Annotated in this window: 17 protein-coding genes and 1 pseudogene; 11 read left to right on the forward strand and 7 right to left on the reverse strand. The window is 37.2% G+C overall.

All coding sequences use genetic code 11. The annotated features are described in order from the left end of the window. The first annotated feature begins 87 nt into the window (after positions 1-87). From AC6IWN_RS04595 to AC6IWN_RS04605, 3 genes are all read left to right on the forward strand, one after another. Positions 88-723: an HAD family hydrolase gene (locus tag AC6IWN_RS04595; RefSeq protein WP_497991199.1), complete on the forward strand. Its 636-nt coding sequence runs from the start codon at positions 88-90 to the stop codon at positions 721-723. 116 nt (positions 724-839) lie between these two features. Beyond that, positions 840-1,844 carry a tryptophan--tRNA ligase gene (trpS, locus tag AC6IWN_RS04600; protein WP_497991200.1) on the forward strand — a complete coding sequence of 335 codons (1,005 nt, stop codon included), beginning with the start codon at positions 840-842 and terminating at the stop codon, positions 1,842-1,844. Positions 1,845-2,015: 171 nt separating this feature from the next. Further along, positions 2,016-2,975, forward strand: coding sequence for a D-2-hydroxyacid dehydrogenase (locus tag AC6IWN_RS04605; RefSeq protein ID WP_497991201.1), 960 nt, complete (start codon positions 2,016-2,018; stop codon positions 2,973-2,975). A 98-nt stretch (positions 2,976-3,073) separates the two neighbouring features. On the opposite strand, the pseudogene AC6IWN_RS04610 reads toward AC6IWN_RS04605, so the two are convergent. From AC6IWN_RS04610 to aroC, 6 genes and pseudogenes are all read right to left on the reverse strand, one after another. Then, positions 3,074-4,925 (reverse strand): annotated as a pseudogene (locus AC6IWN_RS04610) (extracellular solute-binding protein). After that, on the reverse strand, positions 4,919-5,737 hold the full coding sequence (locus AC6IWN_RS04615) for an ABC transporter permease (RefSeq protein ID WP_497992165.1): 819 nt from the start codon (positions 5,735-5,737) through the stop codon (positions 4,919-4,921). The pseudogene AC6IWN_RS04610 and the gene AC6IWN_RS04615 overlap by 7 nt, the downstream one beginning before the upstream one ends. Positions 5,738-5,822: 85 nt before the next feature. Further along, entirely contained in the window at positions 5,823-6,899 is a 1,077-nt protein-coding gene (locus tag AC6IWN_RS04620; protein ID WP_497991202.1) for an ABC transporter ATP-binding protein, read from the reverse strand. A gap of 86 nt (positions 6,900-6,985) precedes the next feature. Further along, positions 6,986-7,525 (reverse strand): helix-turn-helix domain-containing protein, encoded by a 540-nt coding sequence (locus tag AC6IWN_RS04625; protein WP_497991203.1) that lies wholly within the window; start codon positions 7,523-7,525, stop codon positions 6,986-6,988. Between the two features lie 249 nt (positions 7,526-7,774). Next, positions 7,775-7,981, reverse strand: a complete 207-nt coding sequence (locus AC6IWN_RS04630; RefSeq protein ID WP_497991204.1) for a DUF6774 domain-containing protein — start codon at positions 7,979-7,981, stop codon at positions 7,775-7,777. A gap of 189 nt (positions 7,982-8,170) precedes the next feature. After that, a complete protein-coding gene (gene aroC, locus AC6IWN_RS04635; protein ID WP_497991205.1) occupies positions 8,171-9,271 on the reverse strand; it encodes a chorismate synthase in 1,101 nt (366 codons plus the stop codon). 124 nt (positions 9,272-9,395) lie between these two features. On the opposite strand from aroC, the gene AC6IWN_RS04640 reads away from it, so the two are divergent. Continuing rightward, positions 9,396-9,599, forward strand: a complete 204-nt coding sequence (locus AC6IWN_RS04640) for a hypothetical protein (protein ID WP_497991206.1) — start codon at positions 9,396-9,398, stop codon at positions 9,597-9,599. Between the two features lie 107 nt (positions 9,600-9,706). Here AC6IWN_RS04640 and AC6IWN_RS04645 read toward each other — a convergent pair whose 3' ends face one another. Further along, complete coding sequence (locus AC6IWN_RS04645) at positions 9,707-9,928, reverse strand: chorion class high-cysteine HCB protein 13 (protein ID WP_497991207.1); 222 nt, start codon at positions 9,926-9,928, stop codon at positions 9,707-9,709. A gap of 465 nt (positions 9,929-10,393) precedes the next feature. On the opposite strand from AC6IWN_RS04645, the gene AC6IWN_RS04650 reads away from it, so the two are divergent. From AC6IWN_RS04650 to AC6IWN_RS04680, 7 genes are all read left to right on the forward strand, one after another. Beyond that, positions 10,394-11,350, forward strand: coding sequence for a S8 family peptidase (locus AC6IWN_RS04650; protein WP_497992166.1), 957 nt, complete (start codon positions 10,394-10,396; stop codon positions 11,348-11,350). Between the two features lie 382 nt (positions 11,351-11,732). Beyond that, the gene (xylA, locus tag AC6IWN_RS04655; protein WP_497991208.1) at positions 11,733-13,049 is read left to right on the forward strand and encodes a xylose isomerase; all 1,317 of its coding nucleotides are present in this window, start codon (positions 11,733-11,735) and stop codon (positions 13,047-13,049) included. 174 nt (positions 13,050-13,223) lie between these two features. Then, positions 13,224-14,834 carry an IS1182 family transposase gene (locus tag AC6IWN_RS04660; RefSeq protein WP_497987278.1) on the forward strand — a complete coding sequence of 537 codons (1,611 nt, stop codon included), beginning with the start codon at positions 13,224-13,226 and terminating at the stop codon, positions 14,832-14,834. Between the two features lie 359 nt (positions 14,835-15,193). Next, a complete protein-coding gene (locus AC6IWN_RS04665) occupies positions 15,194-15,775 on the forward strand; it encodes a TetR/AcrR family transcriptional regulator (protein ID WP_497991209.1) in 582 nt (193 codons plus the stop codon). A 29-nt stretch (positions 15,776-15,804) separates the two neighbouring features. Then, positions 15,805-16,995 (forward strand): SDR family NAD(P)-dependent oxidoreductase, encoded by a 1,191-nt coding sequence (locus tag AC6IWN_RS04670; RefSeq protein WP_497991210.1) that lies wholly within the window; start codon positions 15,805-15,807, stop codon positions 16,993-16,995. A gap of 173 nt (positions 16,996-17,168) precedes the next feature. Further along, positions 17,169-17,330, forward strand: a complete 162-nt coding sequence (gene rd / locus AC6IWN_RS04675) for a rubredoxin (RefSeq protein WP_497991211.1) — start codon at positions 17,169-17,171, stop codon at positions 17,328-17,330. A gap of 255 nt (positions 17,331-17,585) precedes the next feature. Beyond that, the gene (locus AC6IWN_RS04680) at positions 17,586-18,764 is read left to right on the forward strand and encodes a cysteine desulfurase family protein (RefSeq protein ID WP_497991212.1); all 1,179 of its coding nucleotides are present in this window, start codon (positions 17,586-17,588) and stop codon (positions 18,762-18,764) included. Positions 18,765-18,778: the final 14 nt, after the last annotated feature.

Here is an 18,778-nt window from a genome sequence, read left to right on the forward strand (position 1 = left end):
AGATTGACATTATTGACAGAATGAGGCATTATAATAATTGGACAATATTTTCACAATAATATGAAACAGAGAAAAAGGACAAAAAATATGTTTGATAGTATTATTTTTGATTTAGACGGCACTTTATGGGATTCTACCAACGAGGTTGCGCTTGCATTTAATAAAGTATTACAGGAGAGCCATCCTGAAGTAAAGGATGAGGTTACCGTAAACCGATTAAAGGAGTTATTCGGTTTGCCGTTAGATGTTATCGGTATCAAGTTATTTCAAAGTGTTTCCAAGGAACAGGCTGTATCAATCATTGAAGAATGCTGCGATTATGAATGTGAATATCTGGCAGAGCATGGCGCGACTCTTTATGAGGGGCTAGAGGATATGCTAAAGCTACTTTCGAAGCAATATAAGTTATTCATAGTAAGCAATTGCCAAGAGGGGTATATCCAAAGTTTCTTTCATGCATATCCGCAACTGGAGCAATACTTTACGGACTATGAATATCCTGGTCGTTCCGGTAAGCTGAAGGCGGATAATATTCGCTTAGTAATGGAAAGAAACGAATTGAAAAAGCCGGTTTACGTCGGTGATACCCATGGAGATGCATGTGCAGCGAACGAAGCAAACGTTCCGTTTATCTTTGCTCGTTACGGATTTGGCGACGTACAGGATTTCTATCAATCCATCGATTCTTTAGAGGAACTTCAGAATGTTCTTAATCGGGATTAAGTCAAAGTCGACATTGACATTTTTCCACTTTCTTTATATATTGGAATATAGATTTATTAATAACTGCAGGATTACACAAATGAGTATCCTGACTAAATAAATTAGGATGTGAACATATGCTAGACGGAAAAAAATCAATATTTAGCGGAATGCAGGCAACAGGAACCCTTACATTAGGAAATTATTTGGGTGCGTTAAAAAACTGGGTCGAACTTGAGAATGAATATGAATGCTTTTATTGTGTAGTAGATATGCATTCCATTACGGTTCGTCAGGATCCTGCAGAGCTTCGCAAGAGAGCAAGAGCATTGCTGTCATTATATATCGCTTCCGGACTTGATCCTGAGAAGAATTGTATTTACTACCAATCCCATGTTCCTGCACATGCAGAACTTGCTTGGATCTTAAATTGCTTTACCTATATGGGTGAGTTAAACCGAATGACTCAGTTTAAGGATAAATCAGCAAAACACTCTGACAACATTAATTCAGGACTCTACACCTATCCGGTATTAATGGCAGCGGATATTTTATTATTCCAGGCTGATGTGGTTCCGGTTGGATCGGATCAAAAGCAGCATCTGGAAATCACTCGCGATATCGCGAACCGATTTAATGCAATTTATGGTGATGTATTTACCATTCCGGAACCTTACATCGGTAAGCAGGGCGCAAGAGTAATGAGTCTTCAGGAACCGGATAAGAAGATGTCTAAATCAGATGAGAACCCGAATGCGAGTATCTACTTGATGGATGATACGGATACGATTATCCGCAAATTCAAAAGAGCAGTAACAGATTCCGATAATGAAATTCGATATGCGGATGAAAAACCGGGTATTCGTAATCTGATCGACATTTATTCCTCAGCTACCAATAAATCAGTTAGTGAAATCGAGAAAGAATTCGCAGGAAGTGGCTATGGTGATTTTAAACTAGCTGTTGGCGAATCGGTTGCAAGCTTATTAAAACCGATACAGGATCGCTTTAGTGAACTGCAGAAGGATAAAGCTTATGTAGATAGTATTATTAAAGCAAATGCTGAAAAAGCAAATTACTATGCAACGAAGACCTTACGCAAAGCTCAGAAAAAAGTGGGCTTCCCGGAAAGAATCAGATAAAACGAATAGGGCTGTTTCAAAATTGGAATCAACGAGGCTTGCAATGAGGCTGGTGTGACATTTTGAGGCGGCCCTTAAATAATAGCCCTAATAGAAGAGCCTTTATGATTTGTTTTCTACGACGGTTAGGCAAGTATATTGATTAATTTTTTACTGAAAGGATATGAATTTATGAAAATAGTATTTTTAGAAACAGATACATTGGGAAATGATGTGAACTTATCAATGTTTGATCAACTCGGCGAGGTGGTAAAATACCCATGTTCCGATTCTGTATTGAATGCGAAGAGAATGGAAGAAGCAGATATTGTTATCGTGAACAAGGTACCCATGAATCAAGAATCATTAGTTGGTGCTAAGAATCTAAAGCTGATCTGCATCACAGGTACAGGAACGAATATCGTTGACTTTCCATATACAAATAACCGTAATATCGTTGTGGCAAATGTAAAGGGATATTCGACTCAGTCAGTGGTTCAGCACACCTTTGCTCTTTTCTTTTATTTGTTTGAGAAGCTAAGCTACTATGACAGATTTGTAAAATCAGGGGATTATATCCGATCTGATATCTTCAGCCATTTTAATGTGAAATTCAATGAACTTTCAGGCAAAACCTGGGGTATTATCGGACTTGGGGACATTGGAAGAGGAGTAGCTGAGGTGGCAAAGCAGTTTGGCTGTAAAGTGATATACTACTCCACCTCGGGCAAAAATAGTAATTCTAAGTTTGAACGTGTCGAGCTAGACACCTTATTGAGGGAATCGGATGTTATCTCAATTCATGCACCGTTAAACGATGCAACCAATAATCTGATTGATGAAAAAGAGCTTAAAAAGATGAAGAAATCAGCAGTTTTACTCAATCTTGGAAGAGGGCCAATTATTAATGAGAATGCACTTGCGAAAGCATTAAAAGAAGAGTGGATTGGGGCTGCAGGGCTTGACGTTCTTACGGTGGAGCCAATGGTGGATAGTAACCCTCTAAAAGAAATTCAGGACAGTACAAAGCTCTTGATTACACCACATATCGCGTGGGCTACGGTTGAAGCAAGACAGAGAGTAACGGATGAAGTGTTTCAAAACATAAAGGCGTTCCAAGCAGGGGAAGAGCGAAACGTGGTCAGAGCGTAGAAGAGCGTTATGATAAAGAGCCGACAGAAATGAAAGTATATATTTTGACTTATAAAGGGCTGTTTCAAAATGCATTTAAAACAGCCCTTTGTTTAATATTAATCAGACTTAACTTGGTTCCATTTGTCGTTATATAAGGATTCAATCTTGTCACCTAAGAATTTGTAGGTGGTGCAACGATCAAGTATGGATTGATCAGGGAATGCAATTTGACTATTCTTGATATCCTGATCTGTAATTCGTTCACGTGCAACTTTATTTGGTGTGGAATAAGTGATATAGTTAAAATTCTTTAAGGCTGCGTCACCATCACACATATAGTTGATAAATTTTTCTGCATTTTCTTTGCTCTTGCAGTTTTTCGGAATAACCCATCCATCAATCCATACATTGGAGCCTTCCTTTGGAACAACATACTCTAAATCAGGATTTTCTCTTTTGGTGAAGATTGCTTCACCAGAGTAGATTACACCAAGTGCTGCTTCATTACCAATCATTTTATCACGAACCTGATCAACTACATATGCCTGCACTAACGGGTATTGCTTCTTCAACAAATCTCTTGCCTCGTTCAACTGTTTTTCATCCGTTGAATTGATATCATAGCCCAGATATGCTAGTGCAGTTGCGAAAGCATCGCGAACACTGTCAATCATCAGGATATTGCCGGAATATTGCTTGTCAAAGATTGCACCCCAGCTGTCAATTGGACCTTTTACCATTTTCTTGTTATAAAGAATGCCAACGGTACCCCAGCAATATGGAACACTGAATTTATTCTCAGGATCAAAGGTTTGTGATGCTTTCATATAGGCAGTATCAATGTTTTTAATATTAGGTACCTTAGTGAAATCAATTTCGGTGAGTAAGTTTTCCTGTCGCATCTTTTGTATCATATAATCTGAAGGACAAATAACATCATACTTTACAGCACCGGCTTTCACCTTCGCATACATCTCTTCATTAGAATCAAATTTATCATATACTACTTTGATACCGGTTTCTTTCTCGAATTGTTTTACAGTTGCTGGATCGATGTACTCTCCCCAGTTATAAACATATACTTTTTCTTTCGCTCCGGAACAACCGGTCAAAACTCCTACTGATAATGATAATATCAATAATAGAATTAATGCCTTTTTCATTAATTTTCTTCCTTTCCTATCCTACTCTCATAAGTGTATTTTTTTCCGCATTTTTACGATTTATTAGGATTAATAACAATAATACTGTGACAAACATTAATGTGGACAGTGCATAAATCTCTGGCTGGATTCCCTTTCGAACTTCAGTATAAATCTGTGTCGATAAGGTGTTGATTTCCTGACTTTTTGTAAAATAAGTAATTACGAAATCATCCAACGACATAGTAAATGCTAAAAAGTATCCTGAGATGATACCAGGGAAGATATCCGGAAGGATTACTTTGAAAAATGCATATAATGGTGAAGCTCCCAAATCAAGTGCTGCTTCAAAGGTACTCGGATTCATTTGACGCAACTTTGGCATTACACTTAAAATAACATATGGAATGTTAAAGGTTATGTGTGCCAGCAGAACACTGGAAAATCCAAGGGTATAATTAATCGCTACGAAGATTAACATAAATGAGATACCGGTTACAATATCTGCATTTAGCATTGGGATATTAGTAATACCAAGTAATATGGCTCTTGGAGTTTTCCTCATCCTGTTTATTGCAATTGAGGCAGTAGTACCGATTACTGTCGCTATCAAAGCAGATAAAAAGGCAAGTATGAGAGTAGTAGTCAAAGCATTCATAATATCTTGATCCTGAAATAATGATTTGTACCATCCCAGGGTAAAACCACCCCATTTTGCTCTTGATTTTGACTGATTAAAAGAAAGCACAATTAAAATGAAAATGGGCGCGTATAAGAATAGGAGGATAAATCCAACATAAAATCGGCTTAAAAAACGTTTTACCATATGTTCTCTCCTTCTTTATCATATTTTGACATCACAGACATACTTATAAGAATGAATATCATAAGCACCAATGACAAGCCAGAACCCGTGTTCCAGTGGTAATACCGAAATTGCTGCTCGATGACATTACCGATTAAAACAATCTTGTTACCACCGAGAATTGTTGAGATTGCGAAGGTCGTTAAGGAAGGTACAAATACCATCGTGATACCACTGATCACTCCGGGTAATGATAGTGGGAATATAATCTTTTGAAAGGTCTGTCTACCATTTGCTCCAAGGTCTCTGGCCGCATTTACGACGTCCTGATCAATTTTAATCATAACATTATAAATTGGCAGTACCATAAAGGGAAGAAAGTTGTACACCATACCGAGAATGATTGCTTCCGGAGTATTGATTAAGTTTAGTGTCGGCAGATGGAATAGCCTTAGAAAACTATTTAAGACACCATTTCGCTCTAAGATATTTTGCCAAGCGATTGTACGTAATAAAAAGTTCATCCACATAGGTAAAATCATGACTAACACTATGAAGCTGTTGCTTTTCATCTTGGCATTTCTTAAGATTAAAGCTAATGGGTAGGCTAAAATCAAACAGATGACAGTGCTGATAACGGATAATGCAAGGGACAAAAATAAAGCCTTACGATTAATCGGATCAGAGATAATTGTGATATTCTTTAGGGTGAATCCACCTGTTTCTGAGGTGAAACCATAGAAGAAGATCAATATTAATGGTATAATGATAAACCCTATCATCCAAATTAAATAGGGAAAGGAAAGCCATTTTACATTGGCGGTTTGTGTCATGCGCAAACCAGTTTTCGTAATAGTTTTAAGTTTATTCTTAAACATAGGAAATCTACTCCTATTCTTTAAATTTAGTTAAATGATATTATTCACTAATATCTGCAGCTTGTTCGTCTTCGGATTCCGGTTTATTCATAATCTGAATATCATAAGGATCTACATGAATTCCAACCTGAGTTCCAACTGGTACAAGATCGGTAGAATGAACGAGCCATTCTCTGCCATTTGCAGTAACTTCCATCTCGTAATGTACTCCTTTAAAGAGAAGAGAGGTTACAGTTCCGGTTACGGAACCGTTTTCCGGTTTCACTAAATCAATATCCTCTGGACGAATCACAACATCAACGGACTTGTTTTTACCAAAACCGATATCCACACAAGGGAAATTAGTACCAAGTATGTTAACCAGCTTATCCTCCACCATGGTGGAAGGAATGATGTTACTGTCGCCGATAAAGTCTGCCACAAAGGCATTCTTTGGTTCGTTGTAAATATCCTCAGGTGTTCCGATTTGTTGAATATAACCCTGATTCATAACAACGATTGTATCGGACATGGTCAAGGCCTCCTCCTGATCATGTGTGACATATACAAAAGTAATACCTAACTCATTTTTTAAACGAATCAATTCATATTGCATGTCTTGGCGAAGCTTTAAGTCGAGCGCACCAAGTGGTTCGTCGAGAAGCAATACCTTAGGTTCATTTACGATTGCACGGGCAATGGCGATTCTTTGCTGCTGTCCACCACTTAAGGAATCAGGCATTCTATTTTCAAAACCGTCTAAGTTGACTAACTTTAATGCATATTTAATCTTATCATCTATGTATGTTTTACTCTTTTTCTTTATTTTAAGGCCGAAAGCAATATTTTCTGCAATTGTCATATGTGTGAATAGCGCATATTTTTGGAATACTGTATTCAGCTTTCTTTCATTGGGTGGAAGTTTGGAGATGTCCTTTCCCTCGAAGATGACTCTACCCTGATCCGGTGTTTCAAAACCACCGATAATTCGTAAAGTTGTTGTTTTACCGCATCCGGAGGGACCGAGAAGCGTCACGAACTCGTTCTCTCGTATATATAAATTTAAATCATCCAGTACTGCGGTATCGCCGAATGATTTAGATATGTGTTCAAGGTTAATTAATTTGTTATCCGTCATTGGGGTTCCTCCTTTTGCATGAAAACAAGCCAGTTTTGGCTTGTTAAAATATATCGTAATATAATATTATATAATTCGGTTTCGGATTAGAAGCTGGGCGGAGTGGATACCCACAAAAGCGTAGCCCCGGTTTTTTCATTCGCTGTAATATAGTGTTGCTTATTTGCAGTAAAGTAAAAAGATTCCCCTTTTTTGACCTTATGGATTCTGTTTCCGATGTGAAGAGAAATACTTCCGTTTAAAATATATCCAAACTCTTCCCCTTCATGTGGGTTATCGGGATAAGTGGAGCCCCCTGCATCCAAGGTTAATAAAATCGGTTCCATTATATTTTTTTGAGCATTTGGAATAATCCATTTCACTTGATTCTTAAGTTCGGCATCGTATTTTTCAAAATAATCACCCTTTTTGAATACAACCTGATCAGCGGTAGTTCCGCTAAAGAATTCTTCCAGGTTGGTTCCAAGGCATTGAAGAATATCCACCAGAGTAGCGATGGAAGGTGAGGTGAGGTCACGTTCCAACTGTGAAATAAACCCCTTTGATAACTCTGCTCGATCTGCCAATTCCTCTTGAGTCAGACTCTTTTGAATACGTAGTTCTTTGATTTTAGATCCTATTTGCATAACAGATTCCCTTTCGGATTCTTACTTGGAATAAACAATAAGTTTAGCATTGCTAAACCACAACAAGATTATTATACTAAGATATCATACGTTGTCAATACAATTTTGTAATTTAAAGTGAGACAGTGATAAAATTTTATTACAAAGACAATAGATAGATTTGCATACTACGATGTACTAGAATTTTTTAATAATAAGAAACCGGGAAGACTGGCTACATATTAGTCTTTCCGGTTATTCGTATTCCTGCTAAATTGGTGGTGGTGTTATTGTGATCGGTGCATTTTCGTTATCTTTTTTACTCTCATTTATCTCTCTTTGGGTTAATACCGTCGCCAAGGTATCCCCTAGTTGGGATAATACCACGGATAACAATGTAATTTCATTTTCCGAACAACATTTTGAGATGCCACAGGCAACAGCAGTTACAAGAGTAATCAATTCACATTCATCCATAAGTCGATACCTCACTGTCATAGACAGATTGCGTTCATTTTACTAAAATATATGAATGGAATAAATAAAAAGTTCCAACCCAAGATTGTGTTAAATCTCTGTTGGAACCTCTGTTCTGATAATTTTATATAACCATTTAGGCGAATTTTACAATTTTACATGGTATAATATCTGGATAAGATTGAGCTGTTATTTGTAAAAATCCTTGATACGGCTCATCTTAGAAGTCATTCCCATGAATAATAAATCAACTAGAGTGATAGCAACCATGGATTCAACTACTACAACTGCACGTGGTACGATGATAGGATCATGACGGCCCTGAATATTGATTTCGATATTCTCGTTATCCTGATTTACGGTCTTTTGTGTCTTAAATATAGAAGGAGTGGGCTTGATGGCAGCTCGTAGAATAATATCCGACCCGTCACTCATTCCACCAAGTATACCGCCTGCATGATTGGTACACTTGACTATATTTGAATTTTCATCAAGGAAAAAAGGATCGTTGTTCTCGGCACCAGTTAAGGACGAAGTATGAAAACCGTCCCCAATCTCAAAACCCTTTACTGCACCTATGGACATAACTGCTTTTGCTAGTGAGGCATCCAACTTATCAAATACAGGTTCACCAATACCAACTGGCATACCGGATACGATACATTCAATTACACCGCCGGAAGAGTTGTGATTTTGCATTAACTGTAGCAGATATTCCTCCGCTTGTTCAGATGCTTTTAGATCAGGCATATAGAGAGGGCTTTTGCTTGCATCGCTTATATGTGTGTTATTCGGGTCAATGGTAATAGGACCAATAGATTTTGTGTACGCTTGCACTGTAATTCCCAATTCCTGAAGGATGATATTGGCAATCCCACCAGCGGCAACTCTTGCAATCGTTTCACGACCGGAGGAACGGCCGCCTCCACGGTAATCGCGAAAGCCATATTTTTGGTCGAAGCAATAATCTGCATGACCCGGTCGATAAGCCTGCGCGATCTTGTTATAGTCACCAGACTTTTGATTTTCATTAAATACAACTAAGGATATTGGGGTGCCGGTGGTTTTTCCTTCAAATACACCGGACAGGATAGTGACTTTGTCTTCCTCCTTACGGGGAGTGGAATATTTGGTTTGACCAGGTTTTCTTCTGTTTAAATAAGGCTGAAGCAGTTCTTCATTTAGCGTTAAACCGGCAGGGCATCCATCGACTACAACGCCGACTCCCTTGCCATGGGACTCACCCCAGGTTGATATTTTAAATATTGTTCCATACACCGATCCTGACATAGTGTCACTCCTTTATTTCATTTTGATATAGTATAATGGAAATTATTATATGTTTCAATCATTTTAAGATACATTTCTACAAAATTATCATATATTAGAGTGATAACATAAATCGAGGCACAAAATGGGAGAACAGTATCATCCTTCCGGTAGACCCGCCGGATATCATTATAGTAATCAATTCAAGTCATCTCAAAATAAAGTTAATAGGAATGATCTATATACAAAACAATCAGGAAAAGACGATGATTTAATCATTGAAGATAATACCGTGTATGAAATTGATCGTGAATGTTATGAGAGATATAAAAACAAAAAGAAAAAGTAATGATAAATATTAAGCGATAAAAGGGTTAAAAATACAGAAAAAGAAAGGCTGCAATCGCAGCCTTTCTTTTTTGCCACTTGTTCAAGTGAATGTGGTGTTAGTCGCTTTTAGAAGAAGCCACCAGATCCACCACAGCAGCAGCAAAGGAGAATGATAATCAAGATAATACCGGTACAGCCACAGCCATCACTTCCGCCGCCAAAACCGCCTCCGCCTAAGAAACCACCACTGTTACCTCCGCAGCAGCATAATAAAAGTATAAGGATGAGAATCCAACTACAATCATTACCACCACTTGATTCGCAATGCGTTGCTTGTAAATCACTCATTGTATGTTCCTCCTAATAATGATTACATTGTATCATATGAACATTAGCTTGACTGATTTCCTTTTTGGAATTTATGTTTCCAAAGAATTGAACGATAAAATCTCCCATAAATCGAGTTTTGATTGAAAAGTGGAGGAAAATGTGCATGTCAAAAGAGTGAAATTTTTAACTTTGCTGTAAAAAAATCATTCTAAGTTAAGCGTGTATATTGGTTAAGCTTTCAGAATAGGATAATAAAAAAGACAGTGGAGCCTAGGTATGGTCGCAAAGCATAGAGTACAGGTGATTGTACACTGTAATGAATATGAAAAAAGACTACAGGCGATGGAAGATTTGGGCAATGTAAAATATAGACTTCCTATGATAAACGCTTATGTGCTTGAAGTAGATACAGCTCAGCTGGAACATGTAAAATCAATGGATGGACTTCTATGCGTAGAGATGGATTCTCCTTTATCTGCTCAAATGAACCGGGTAGGAGATATTATCGAAAGTAAATGGGCTCATGACCATAGCGTATATGGAAAAGGAATCGGAGTAGCGATACTGGATACTGGCATAGCATTGCATAAGGACTTTGTGGAAGGTGGTAACCGAGTAATTGCTTTTCAGGATTTTATCAATCAGCGAACGGAGCCCTATGATGACAATGGACATGGAACCCATGTTGCCGGAATTATCGGAGGGAATGGCTATTCTTCAAAGGGGAAATATAAGGGAGTTGCACCGGAATGTAATTTTATATCAGTTAAGGTATTAGATCATCGTGGTGATGGGAATATTTCAGATGTTCTGGCAGGTCTTCAATGGATTATCGATAACCGAATTAAATATAATATTCGGGTAGTAAACATCTCAGTCGGTACCTCCTCAAAGGATAATCTGGATGAGAATTCATTGTTGGTTCAAGGGGTAAACGCGGTGTGGGATAACGGAATTGTAGTTGTGGTAGCAGCCGGCAACAATGGACCGGGGCCAATGTCAATCTCAACACCGGGTATTAGTAGGAAGGTTATCACAGTTGGATCATCTGATGATAATATCACCGCTGAGGTATATGGCAGCGGCAAAACAAAGGACTATTCAGGGCGTGGTCCTACTCCGTTTTGTATAAAAAAACCGGATATTGTGGCGCCGGGATCCAATATAATATCCTGTAATATAAGTCGATATTCTTCCAGAATGAAAAGTGGAGAGGTACGACTAAGCTCCACAGAATCTCCAATGATGTACACTATAAAAAGCGGAACTTCGATGGCCACACCGGTTGTCTCTGGCGCGGTTGCTTTATTGTTATCCGTTCGGCCAAATATGACAAATCGTGAAGTGAAGTTAAAGCTTAGGGATTGTGCAGTGGATTTGGGACAGCATTGGGAAAAGCAAGGATGGGGACTATTAAATGTAAGAAAATTATTTGAATAAAAAAATGCGATCAGTGTAATGATATATGAGGATACCTTTATTTTGATTCAAATACATTGCGTAACTTATGAACAGTTCACTGTAGATGTATGTTTCTTTTTAAAGGTATCCTGTAATAAAGTTGAGAGATAAAATCAGTATTAATATTGAATATACTTAATTGATGTGGAAGCATGAATTTCGATGGTAAATATATTGATTTTTGACTGTTGATAAAGCAAGGAAGTATGCCAAAAATAAAGAAAAAATGAATTAGTTTAATTAATTTACAAATTACTATTGTATTATTTTGAGAAAAGATTTATAATATGAATTGTAAATTAGTTTTTTCATAAAACTAATAGATAAACTTCATTGAAAACATTATTAAGGAGGAAGAACTATGTCATATTTTAAAGTTGATAAGATCCAATATGAAGGACCTCAAAGTAAAAACCCACTTGCATTCAAGTATTATAATCCTGAAGAAGTGGTAATGGGTAAGACGATGAAGGATCAATGCCGTTTCGCTATGTCTTACTGGCATACACTCACATATATGGGTAATGATCCTTTCGGTGGTGCTACAATGCATCGTGAATGGGATAAGACTGATGATGCTTTAGCGAAAGCAAAAGAAAGAGTTCGTGTATCTTTTGAATTTATGGAAAAAATGCAAATTCCTTTCTTCTGTTTCCATGATCAGGATATCGCTCCTCGTGGTGCAACTTTAGCAGAAACAAATAAAAACCTTGACGAAATCGTTGCAGTTATTAAAGAAGAGATGGCTCGTACCGGAATTAAGTGTCTCTGGGGTACAACAAATGCTTTCAGCGATGACAAGTTTGTTCATGGTGCAGGAACCTCTTGCAACGCAACAGTATTTGCTTATGCTGCTTCACAAATTAAAAAAGCAATGGAAATCACCAAAGATTTAGGTGGTGAAAACTACGTATTCTGGGGTGGTCGTGAAGGCTATGAGACTTTATTAAATACTGATACCGGATTAGAATTAGACAACCTTGCAAGATTACTTCAGATGGCTGTTGATTATGCAAAAGAAATCGGCTTTACCGGCCAATTCTTAATCGAGCCTAAGCCAAAGGAGCCTACAAAACATCAGTATGATTTTGATACAGCTACCGTTCTTGCATTCTTAAGAAAATATAATTTACAGGATTACTACAAGATGAACATTGAAGCAAACCATGCTACATTGGCTCAACATACATTCCAGCATGAATTGAACATGTCCAGAATCAATGGTGTTTTAGGTAGTGTCGATGCAAACACCGGTGATCCTTTACTTGGATGGGATACTGACCAGTTCCCAACCAGCGTATATGATACAACATTAGCTATGTATGAGATCCTTTTAGCAGGCGGCTTAACAAAGGGTGGTTTGAACTTTGACTCTAAGGTACGTCGTGGATCCTTCGAAGATGATGATTTATTCTATGCTTATATTGCAGGTATGGATGCATTTGCTAAGGGCTTAAAAGTTGCTGCAAAATTAATCGAAGATGGCGTATTCGAGAACTTCAAGGCTGAGCGTTATTCAAGCTATAACGAAGGTATTGGTAAAGATATCGTAGAAGGTAAAGTAGGATTTAAGGAATTAGAGGCTTATGTACTACAGAACAACTATGCACCTAATAAGTCCGGCAGACAGGAATTACTTGAGAGCATCTTAAATCAGTACATCTTAGAAACAAAATAATTCTAAGATAAATTAAATCACTTACAACAAAATTTCCCTTAAAATAATTTAAATAATAATTAGTTAAGCAGAAAGGGGCTGTTGCAAAACAAAATAGTTTTGTAGCAGCCTCTTTTCTATGCAGAAACAAAAATGCGGATTCCGAAGAATCCGCAAAAGTGGTATAATTAGGTCATGCGAATAACACAATTACACAAGAAAAATTATACCGAACTTAATCAAGGATATCAACTAGTTTTACCATTAAGTTTGGAAGGTTTGATACCTGAAGATGATTCTGTCCGACTGCTGAGCCACATATTGGAGGGATTAGATTACACAGAGTTGTATAAGGCTTACTCTTCTACAGGAAGAAATCCGGCAGTGGAACCACAGACCATGTTCAAGATCATGACCTATGCTTATTCACAGAACATATACTCAACTAGGAAAATCGAAACAGCATGCCGCAGAGATATTAACTTCCGCTGGCTTCTAGCCGGACAGAAAGCTCCTGATCACGTTACTATTAGCCGCTTTCGAAGAAACTATCTATCAGAAGGAGTGGTTGACCGACTTTTTTATCAGATGGTTCTAGTTCTACATGATATAGGTGAAATTCAGTTTGAGAATGCATTTATTGACGGAACAAAAATCGAGGCAAATGCCAATAAATACACATTTGTCTGGAAAAAAGTTATTCTTAAGAATGAAGATAAGATGATGGATAAAGCTATAAAACTGATAGCTGAAATTAATCTGTCAGAAATCAAAGAGTTTTCTTTTTCAAAGGAAACTGCTATTCAAGATATTGAAGGTATTCTTTTATGGTTATATTCAGAAAAAGAAAGCAGAAAAATCCCATTTGTACACGGTATAGGAAAGCGAAAAACACAGGTTCAAAAATGGATTGAGCAATTAGAGGAATATAAGGAACGAAAAGAAAAATACGATATTGGCAAGGAGCTTATGAAAAACCGAAATAGCTATTCCAAAACAGATGAGGATGCAACCTTTATGCATATGAAGGAAGATCATATGCGGAATTCGCAGTTAAAACCCGGGTATAATGTACAAATCGCGGTTGAAAGTGAGTATGTAACAGGAGTAGAGATTTTTCAGGATAGAAATGATGTGGCAACCTTAATTCCCATGTTAAATGGTATGTTGGAAAAGTTGGGACGTAAGTACACGAACCTTATTGCGGATTCGGGATATGAGAGCGAGGAAAACTATCGATATCTAGATAGAGAAAACATTACACCATATATCAAACCTCAAAGTTATGAGATATGGAAGAAAAAAAGCTTTAAGGATGATATCAAAAGATCTGAAAACATGAGATATTTAGAAGAGGCAGATGCTTATGTCTGTGCGAACGACCGAATTTTGTGGCCAGTAGGAATTCATCATAAGAAATCAGCGTCCGGCTATCGCTCCAGACTTACGGTATATGAATGTGAGGATTGCAATGGATGTTCCTACAAGTCCAAGTGTACAAAAGCGCAAGGAAATAGGCGAATGGAGTTATCTAAAACATTTATTAAGGAACGAAAAAAATCCCATGAAAATATAATGACAGATCAGGGAATTAAGTTGAGAGTTAATCGATCCATTCAGGTAGAAGGAGCCTTTGGTGTCCTGAAAAATGATTATGATTTCAATCGATTTTTAACACGAGGTAAAAACAACGTAAAAACTGAGTTTATTCTTCTTTGTTTAGGCTATAATCTCAACAAACTGCATGCAAAAATCCAAAATGGACGACTAGGAAACCACCTACATCCAGTAAAAGAAAGTGCATAAATTCAAGAAAAGTACATATCTTTATTAAAGTCGCGCTAAAACCCAAAAACAGATCTTAGACAAGGACAATCGAAATGATATGTCTTATTTTTTTTGCCTATAAAGAAAGAACGTGCTGCAAAACCATTTATTAAAACAGTTTTGCAACACGCCCTTTCTGTATTTTCTTTTTTTTAGATGGATGATCGACTGTAATAGATGGAAAGTGCTATGGAAAGATATTATAAGTATTTGAATCAAGATGATATTGTTTATGGAAAACTTTACTATAAGACGGTTGACTTTACAATAAACAGAATGTATAATATTGAATATATATTCAATGAAAGAATATTCAATAATATTTTGGAGTGTTTACTATGACGAAAAGAACAGAACAGAAAGAAAAACGGCGTCAAGATATCCTACGAGCAGGATTAAGTCTTTTTATACGTAAAGGCTATGAAGCAACAAAAATAATCGACATTGCAGAAATAACCGGAATGAGTGTTGGCTTGTTATATCATTATTTTGATTCGATTGAACGCTTGTATGTGGAACTGATTAACATTGGATTATCTGGTCGAACTGGGCAGTTTTTTCCTCCTTATGATGGTCCTATAAACTATTTTTCTAATTCCACGGACCACATTTTTAAAATGGTTAAGTCTGATCAGTACATTGCAGAATTATTTGTTTTGATGAGCCAAGCACAGCGTAATCCCAATTTACCGAAAGAAATGCGAGAGCTACTTGAAGAAAATGATGTTATCAAAAAATCAATTGGTATTATCGAAGAAGGTCAACATCTAGGGATCATACGAAAAGGAAATCCTATGGCATTGGCATTGGCATATTGGCTTTCAGTACAAGCCTACGTTGAGATGATTGCGCTTAACCCTACGGTACCTTACCCAGAAACCAGTTGGTTTGTAGATATGCTTCGTGTCAGTACTAAGTAGAATAACGAAATATTTCAAGGGGGAATAATATGATTCTTGAGGAAAACAACTATAGTAGAACAGAACTTTTAAATAAAACCATCTTGATAACAGGTGGCGGTGGTGGGATAGGTTTTGAGGCATCACGGGCATTTGCATACATGGGTGCAACAGTCATCATTGCAGAAATAGATGATGCAAAGGGAAAGGAAGCACAAGAAAGGATTAATGGGGAACATTATAATGGGAGCGTGGATTTTTATCCTATCGATATTACAGATGAAAACCAAATTAACAAACTGTACGAATACATAGAGAACAAATATAAGCAACTGGATGTTTTGATTAATAATGCTGCTGTTGTTCCCATGGGTGCTGTTGAAGCGGTTACAATATCGGATTGGGATTTAAGCTATGCGGTAAACCTGAGAGCACCTGTCCTTCTAGTTCAAAAGTTTATTACCTCTATGAGAAACACAGGTGGGATTATTGTGTTTGTTCCATCTGCCCCAAATCCATATATGTCGGCGTATGAAATATTCAAGACTGCACAGGTGGAATTATGTAATACACTTTCAGAGGAAAATGTCGAAACTAAACTTATTACATACTCTATAGCACCTGGATTTGTAAAGACGGATACTGCGATTAAAGCAGTAGAAACGATCTGTGCATCTATGGGCATTACTTCTGAGGAGTTTTTTGATGCACACATGGAATATATTGTGGATGCAGAAATTGCGGGGGTAGGTTATGCACTTTCAGTTGTAAATGCGAAACAGTATAACGGAAAAGAAATTATGTCCCATCAGGTACTTATAGATAGTGGTCTTTTAAGTAACGATATCAATCCTTCAAATGGAACGTATCTTCAAAAAGACTATGATAAATTATCATCCCTATTTACAAGAATAGCAAATGTTTTCTATGACCAATACCAAAATTGGCAGAAAAAAAAGTTGTTTCAGAAGCAATTCATTCTCTCAGATTTTAAAAAACAAATGGGCATCCCCGCTGATAGCTTCAACAATCAGCTACGCGACCTACAAGCTCAAATTGAAAATAAGGATTGGGATAAGCTTTTTAACTGCAAGGGAATATTTGTAAAGTGGCAAGAATTTTATAAACACCAGATTAAATTACTTCAAGGTTATGAAAAAGATTCCGTTCAATTAGATAAAGATACGACTTTGCTAAATGAGTGGATTGATATTTTGCAAGATATCATTGACATGCTATAAGATGGTTGGGACTCCTAATATTTCATAGCCGGATAGTAAAATATAACCCTCATTTTTATATGAAATAAAAAATAAAAATGATAACTATTTCTATTTTATTCTTGTAATATTACCAAGATTATGGTATATATATATTTATAAATAGAAACACTTATAAACAGGAGGTAATCTTTATGAAGAAGTATGAATGTATAGTATGCGGATATATTTATGATGAAGCTGAGGGTGATCCGGATGGTGGAATCGCACCTGGCACAAAGTGGGAAGATATTCCTGAAGATTGGGTTTGTCCTACCTGTGGAGTAAGTAAGGATGAATTCCAAGAAGTAGTATAATCTAAATAAGATATGATGAAGCAGGGGCTGTAGCAATAATAATCCGAAAGGATAGTTATATTGCTGCAGCTCCTGATTTTTGTAGTGAACATACCCTGTGATTCATTTCGATATAATCCATTGACATAGTATGAATTAGGAATTATGATATTACTATTGTTTTGTGATAAGTATCTAGATTGGCTAGCAAGTCAAAAGATTTCCACATATAGAACGTCAATTCAACTGGTTATATAAATTGAAGGAATGAGTTATATGTTGTGGGATTTGAACACGATAGTTAAGGTCGCTTTGCGACAGAATGGAGTAATTATGATTTATCTGGATTATGCGGCAAATACTCCGGTTGACCCTGAAGTGTTAACATGCTTTGTGGAAGAGACAAATCGATATATTGCCAACCCGAATTCGACTCACCCATTGGGGAAAAAAGCAAAAAACAGATTTGACCATATAACAATAGAGATGGCTGCATTACTTGGTGTAAAGCCCACGGAGATTATTTACACTTCTGGAGCCAGTGAAGCAAATAATCTAGCAATTAAGGGATTAGTGCAGGCACATAAAAATAATGGGAAGCATATTCTTTCCACTTGTTTGGAACATCCATCGGTCAGTGGAGCATTAACCTATCTACAGACCCAAGGTTATGAGATAGATTTGATTGATATCACAAAGGACGGACTTGTTGATATGGAGCATCTGAAAGAGCTTCTGAGACAGGATACCGTATTAGTATCAATCTGCACAGTTGATAGTGAATTAGGTGTGAGACAGCCCATCGAGGAGATTGGTAAGCTATTAAGCGGTTATCCGAATTGTTATTTTCACACGGATGCGACACAGGCGATTGGAAAAGTACCGATTTCCTTAGAGTATGTTGACTGTGTGACCTTTACCCCTCATAAATTCTATGGGTTAAATGGAACAGGAGTGTTAATAAAGAAGGAACAGGTTGTTCTGGAACCACTAATTCATGGTGGTGCAAGTACGACAATATATCGAAGCGGAACCCCCACATTAGGTATGGCTTCTTCTATTTTAAAAGCACTGGAGCTTTCCTATCAGAACATGACTAATCGACATCATAAGGTACAAGAGATGAATGAACGGTTAAGAAAGTATCTTCTTACCTATAAAAAGGTAAGAATCAACAGCTCCAATTTTTCGATTCCTTTTATACTGAATCTGAGTGTTCAGGGTGTGAAAGCAGGAGTGTTTCGAGAAGCCCTAGAAGAATACGGAATCTGTGTGTCCATCAAATCAGCATGCTCGGTAGCGGCGTCCCCTTCCAGACCGGTTTACGCCGTATCGAAGGACAAGAAGAATGCGATGTGTTCCTGGAGAATTAGTTTAAGCCATCTGACCACCGATGAGGAGTTGGATGCATTTATGGGAGCCTTCCATCAGTGTTATGAGAAACTGACGAATTAGTCTTGTTATATATT

It is taken from the genome of Variimorphobacter sp. HTMS_6 (assembly GCF_059717775.1).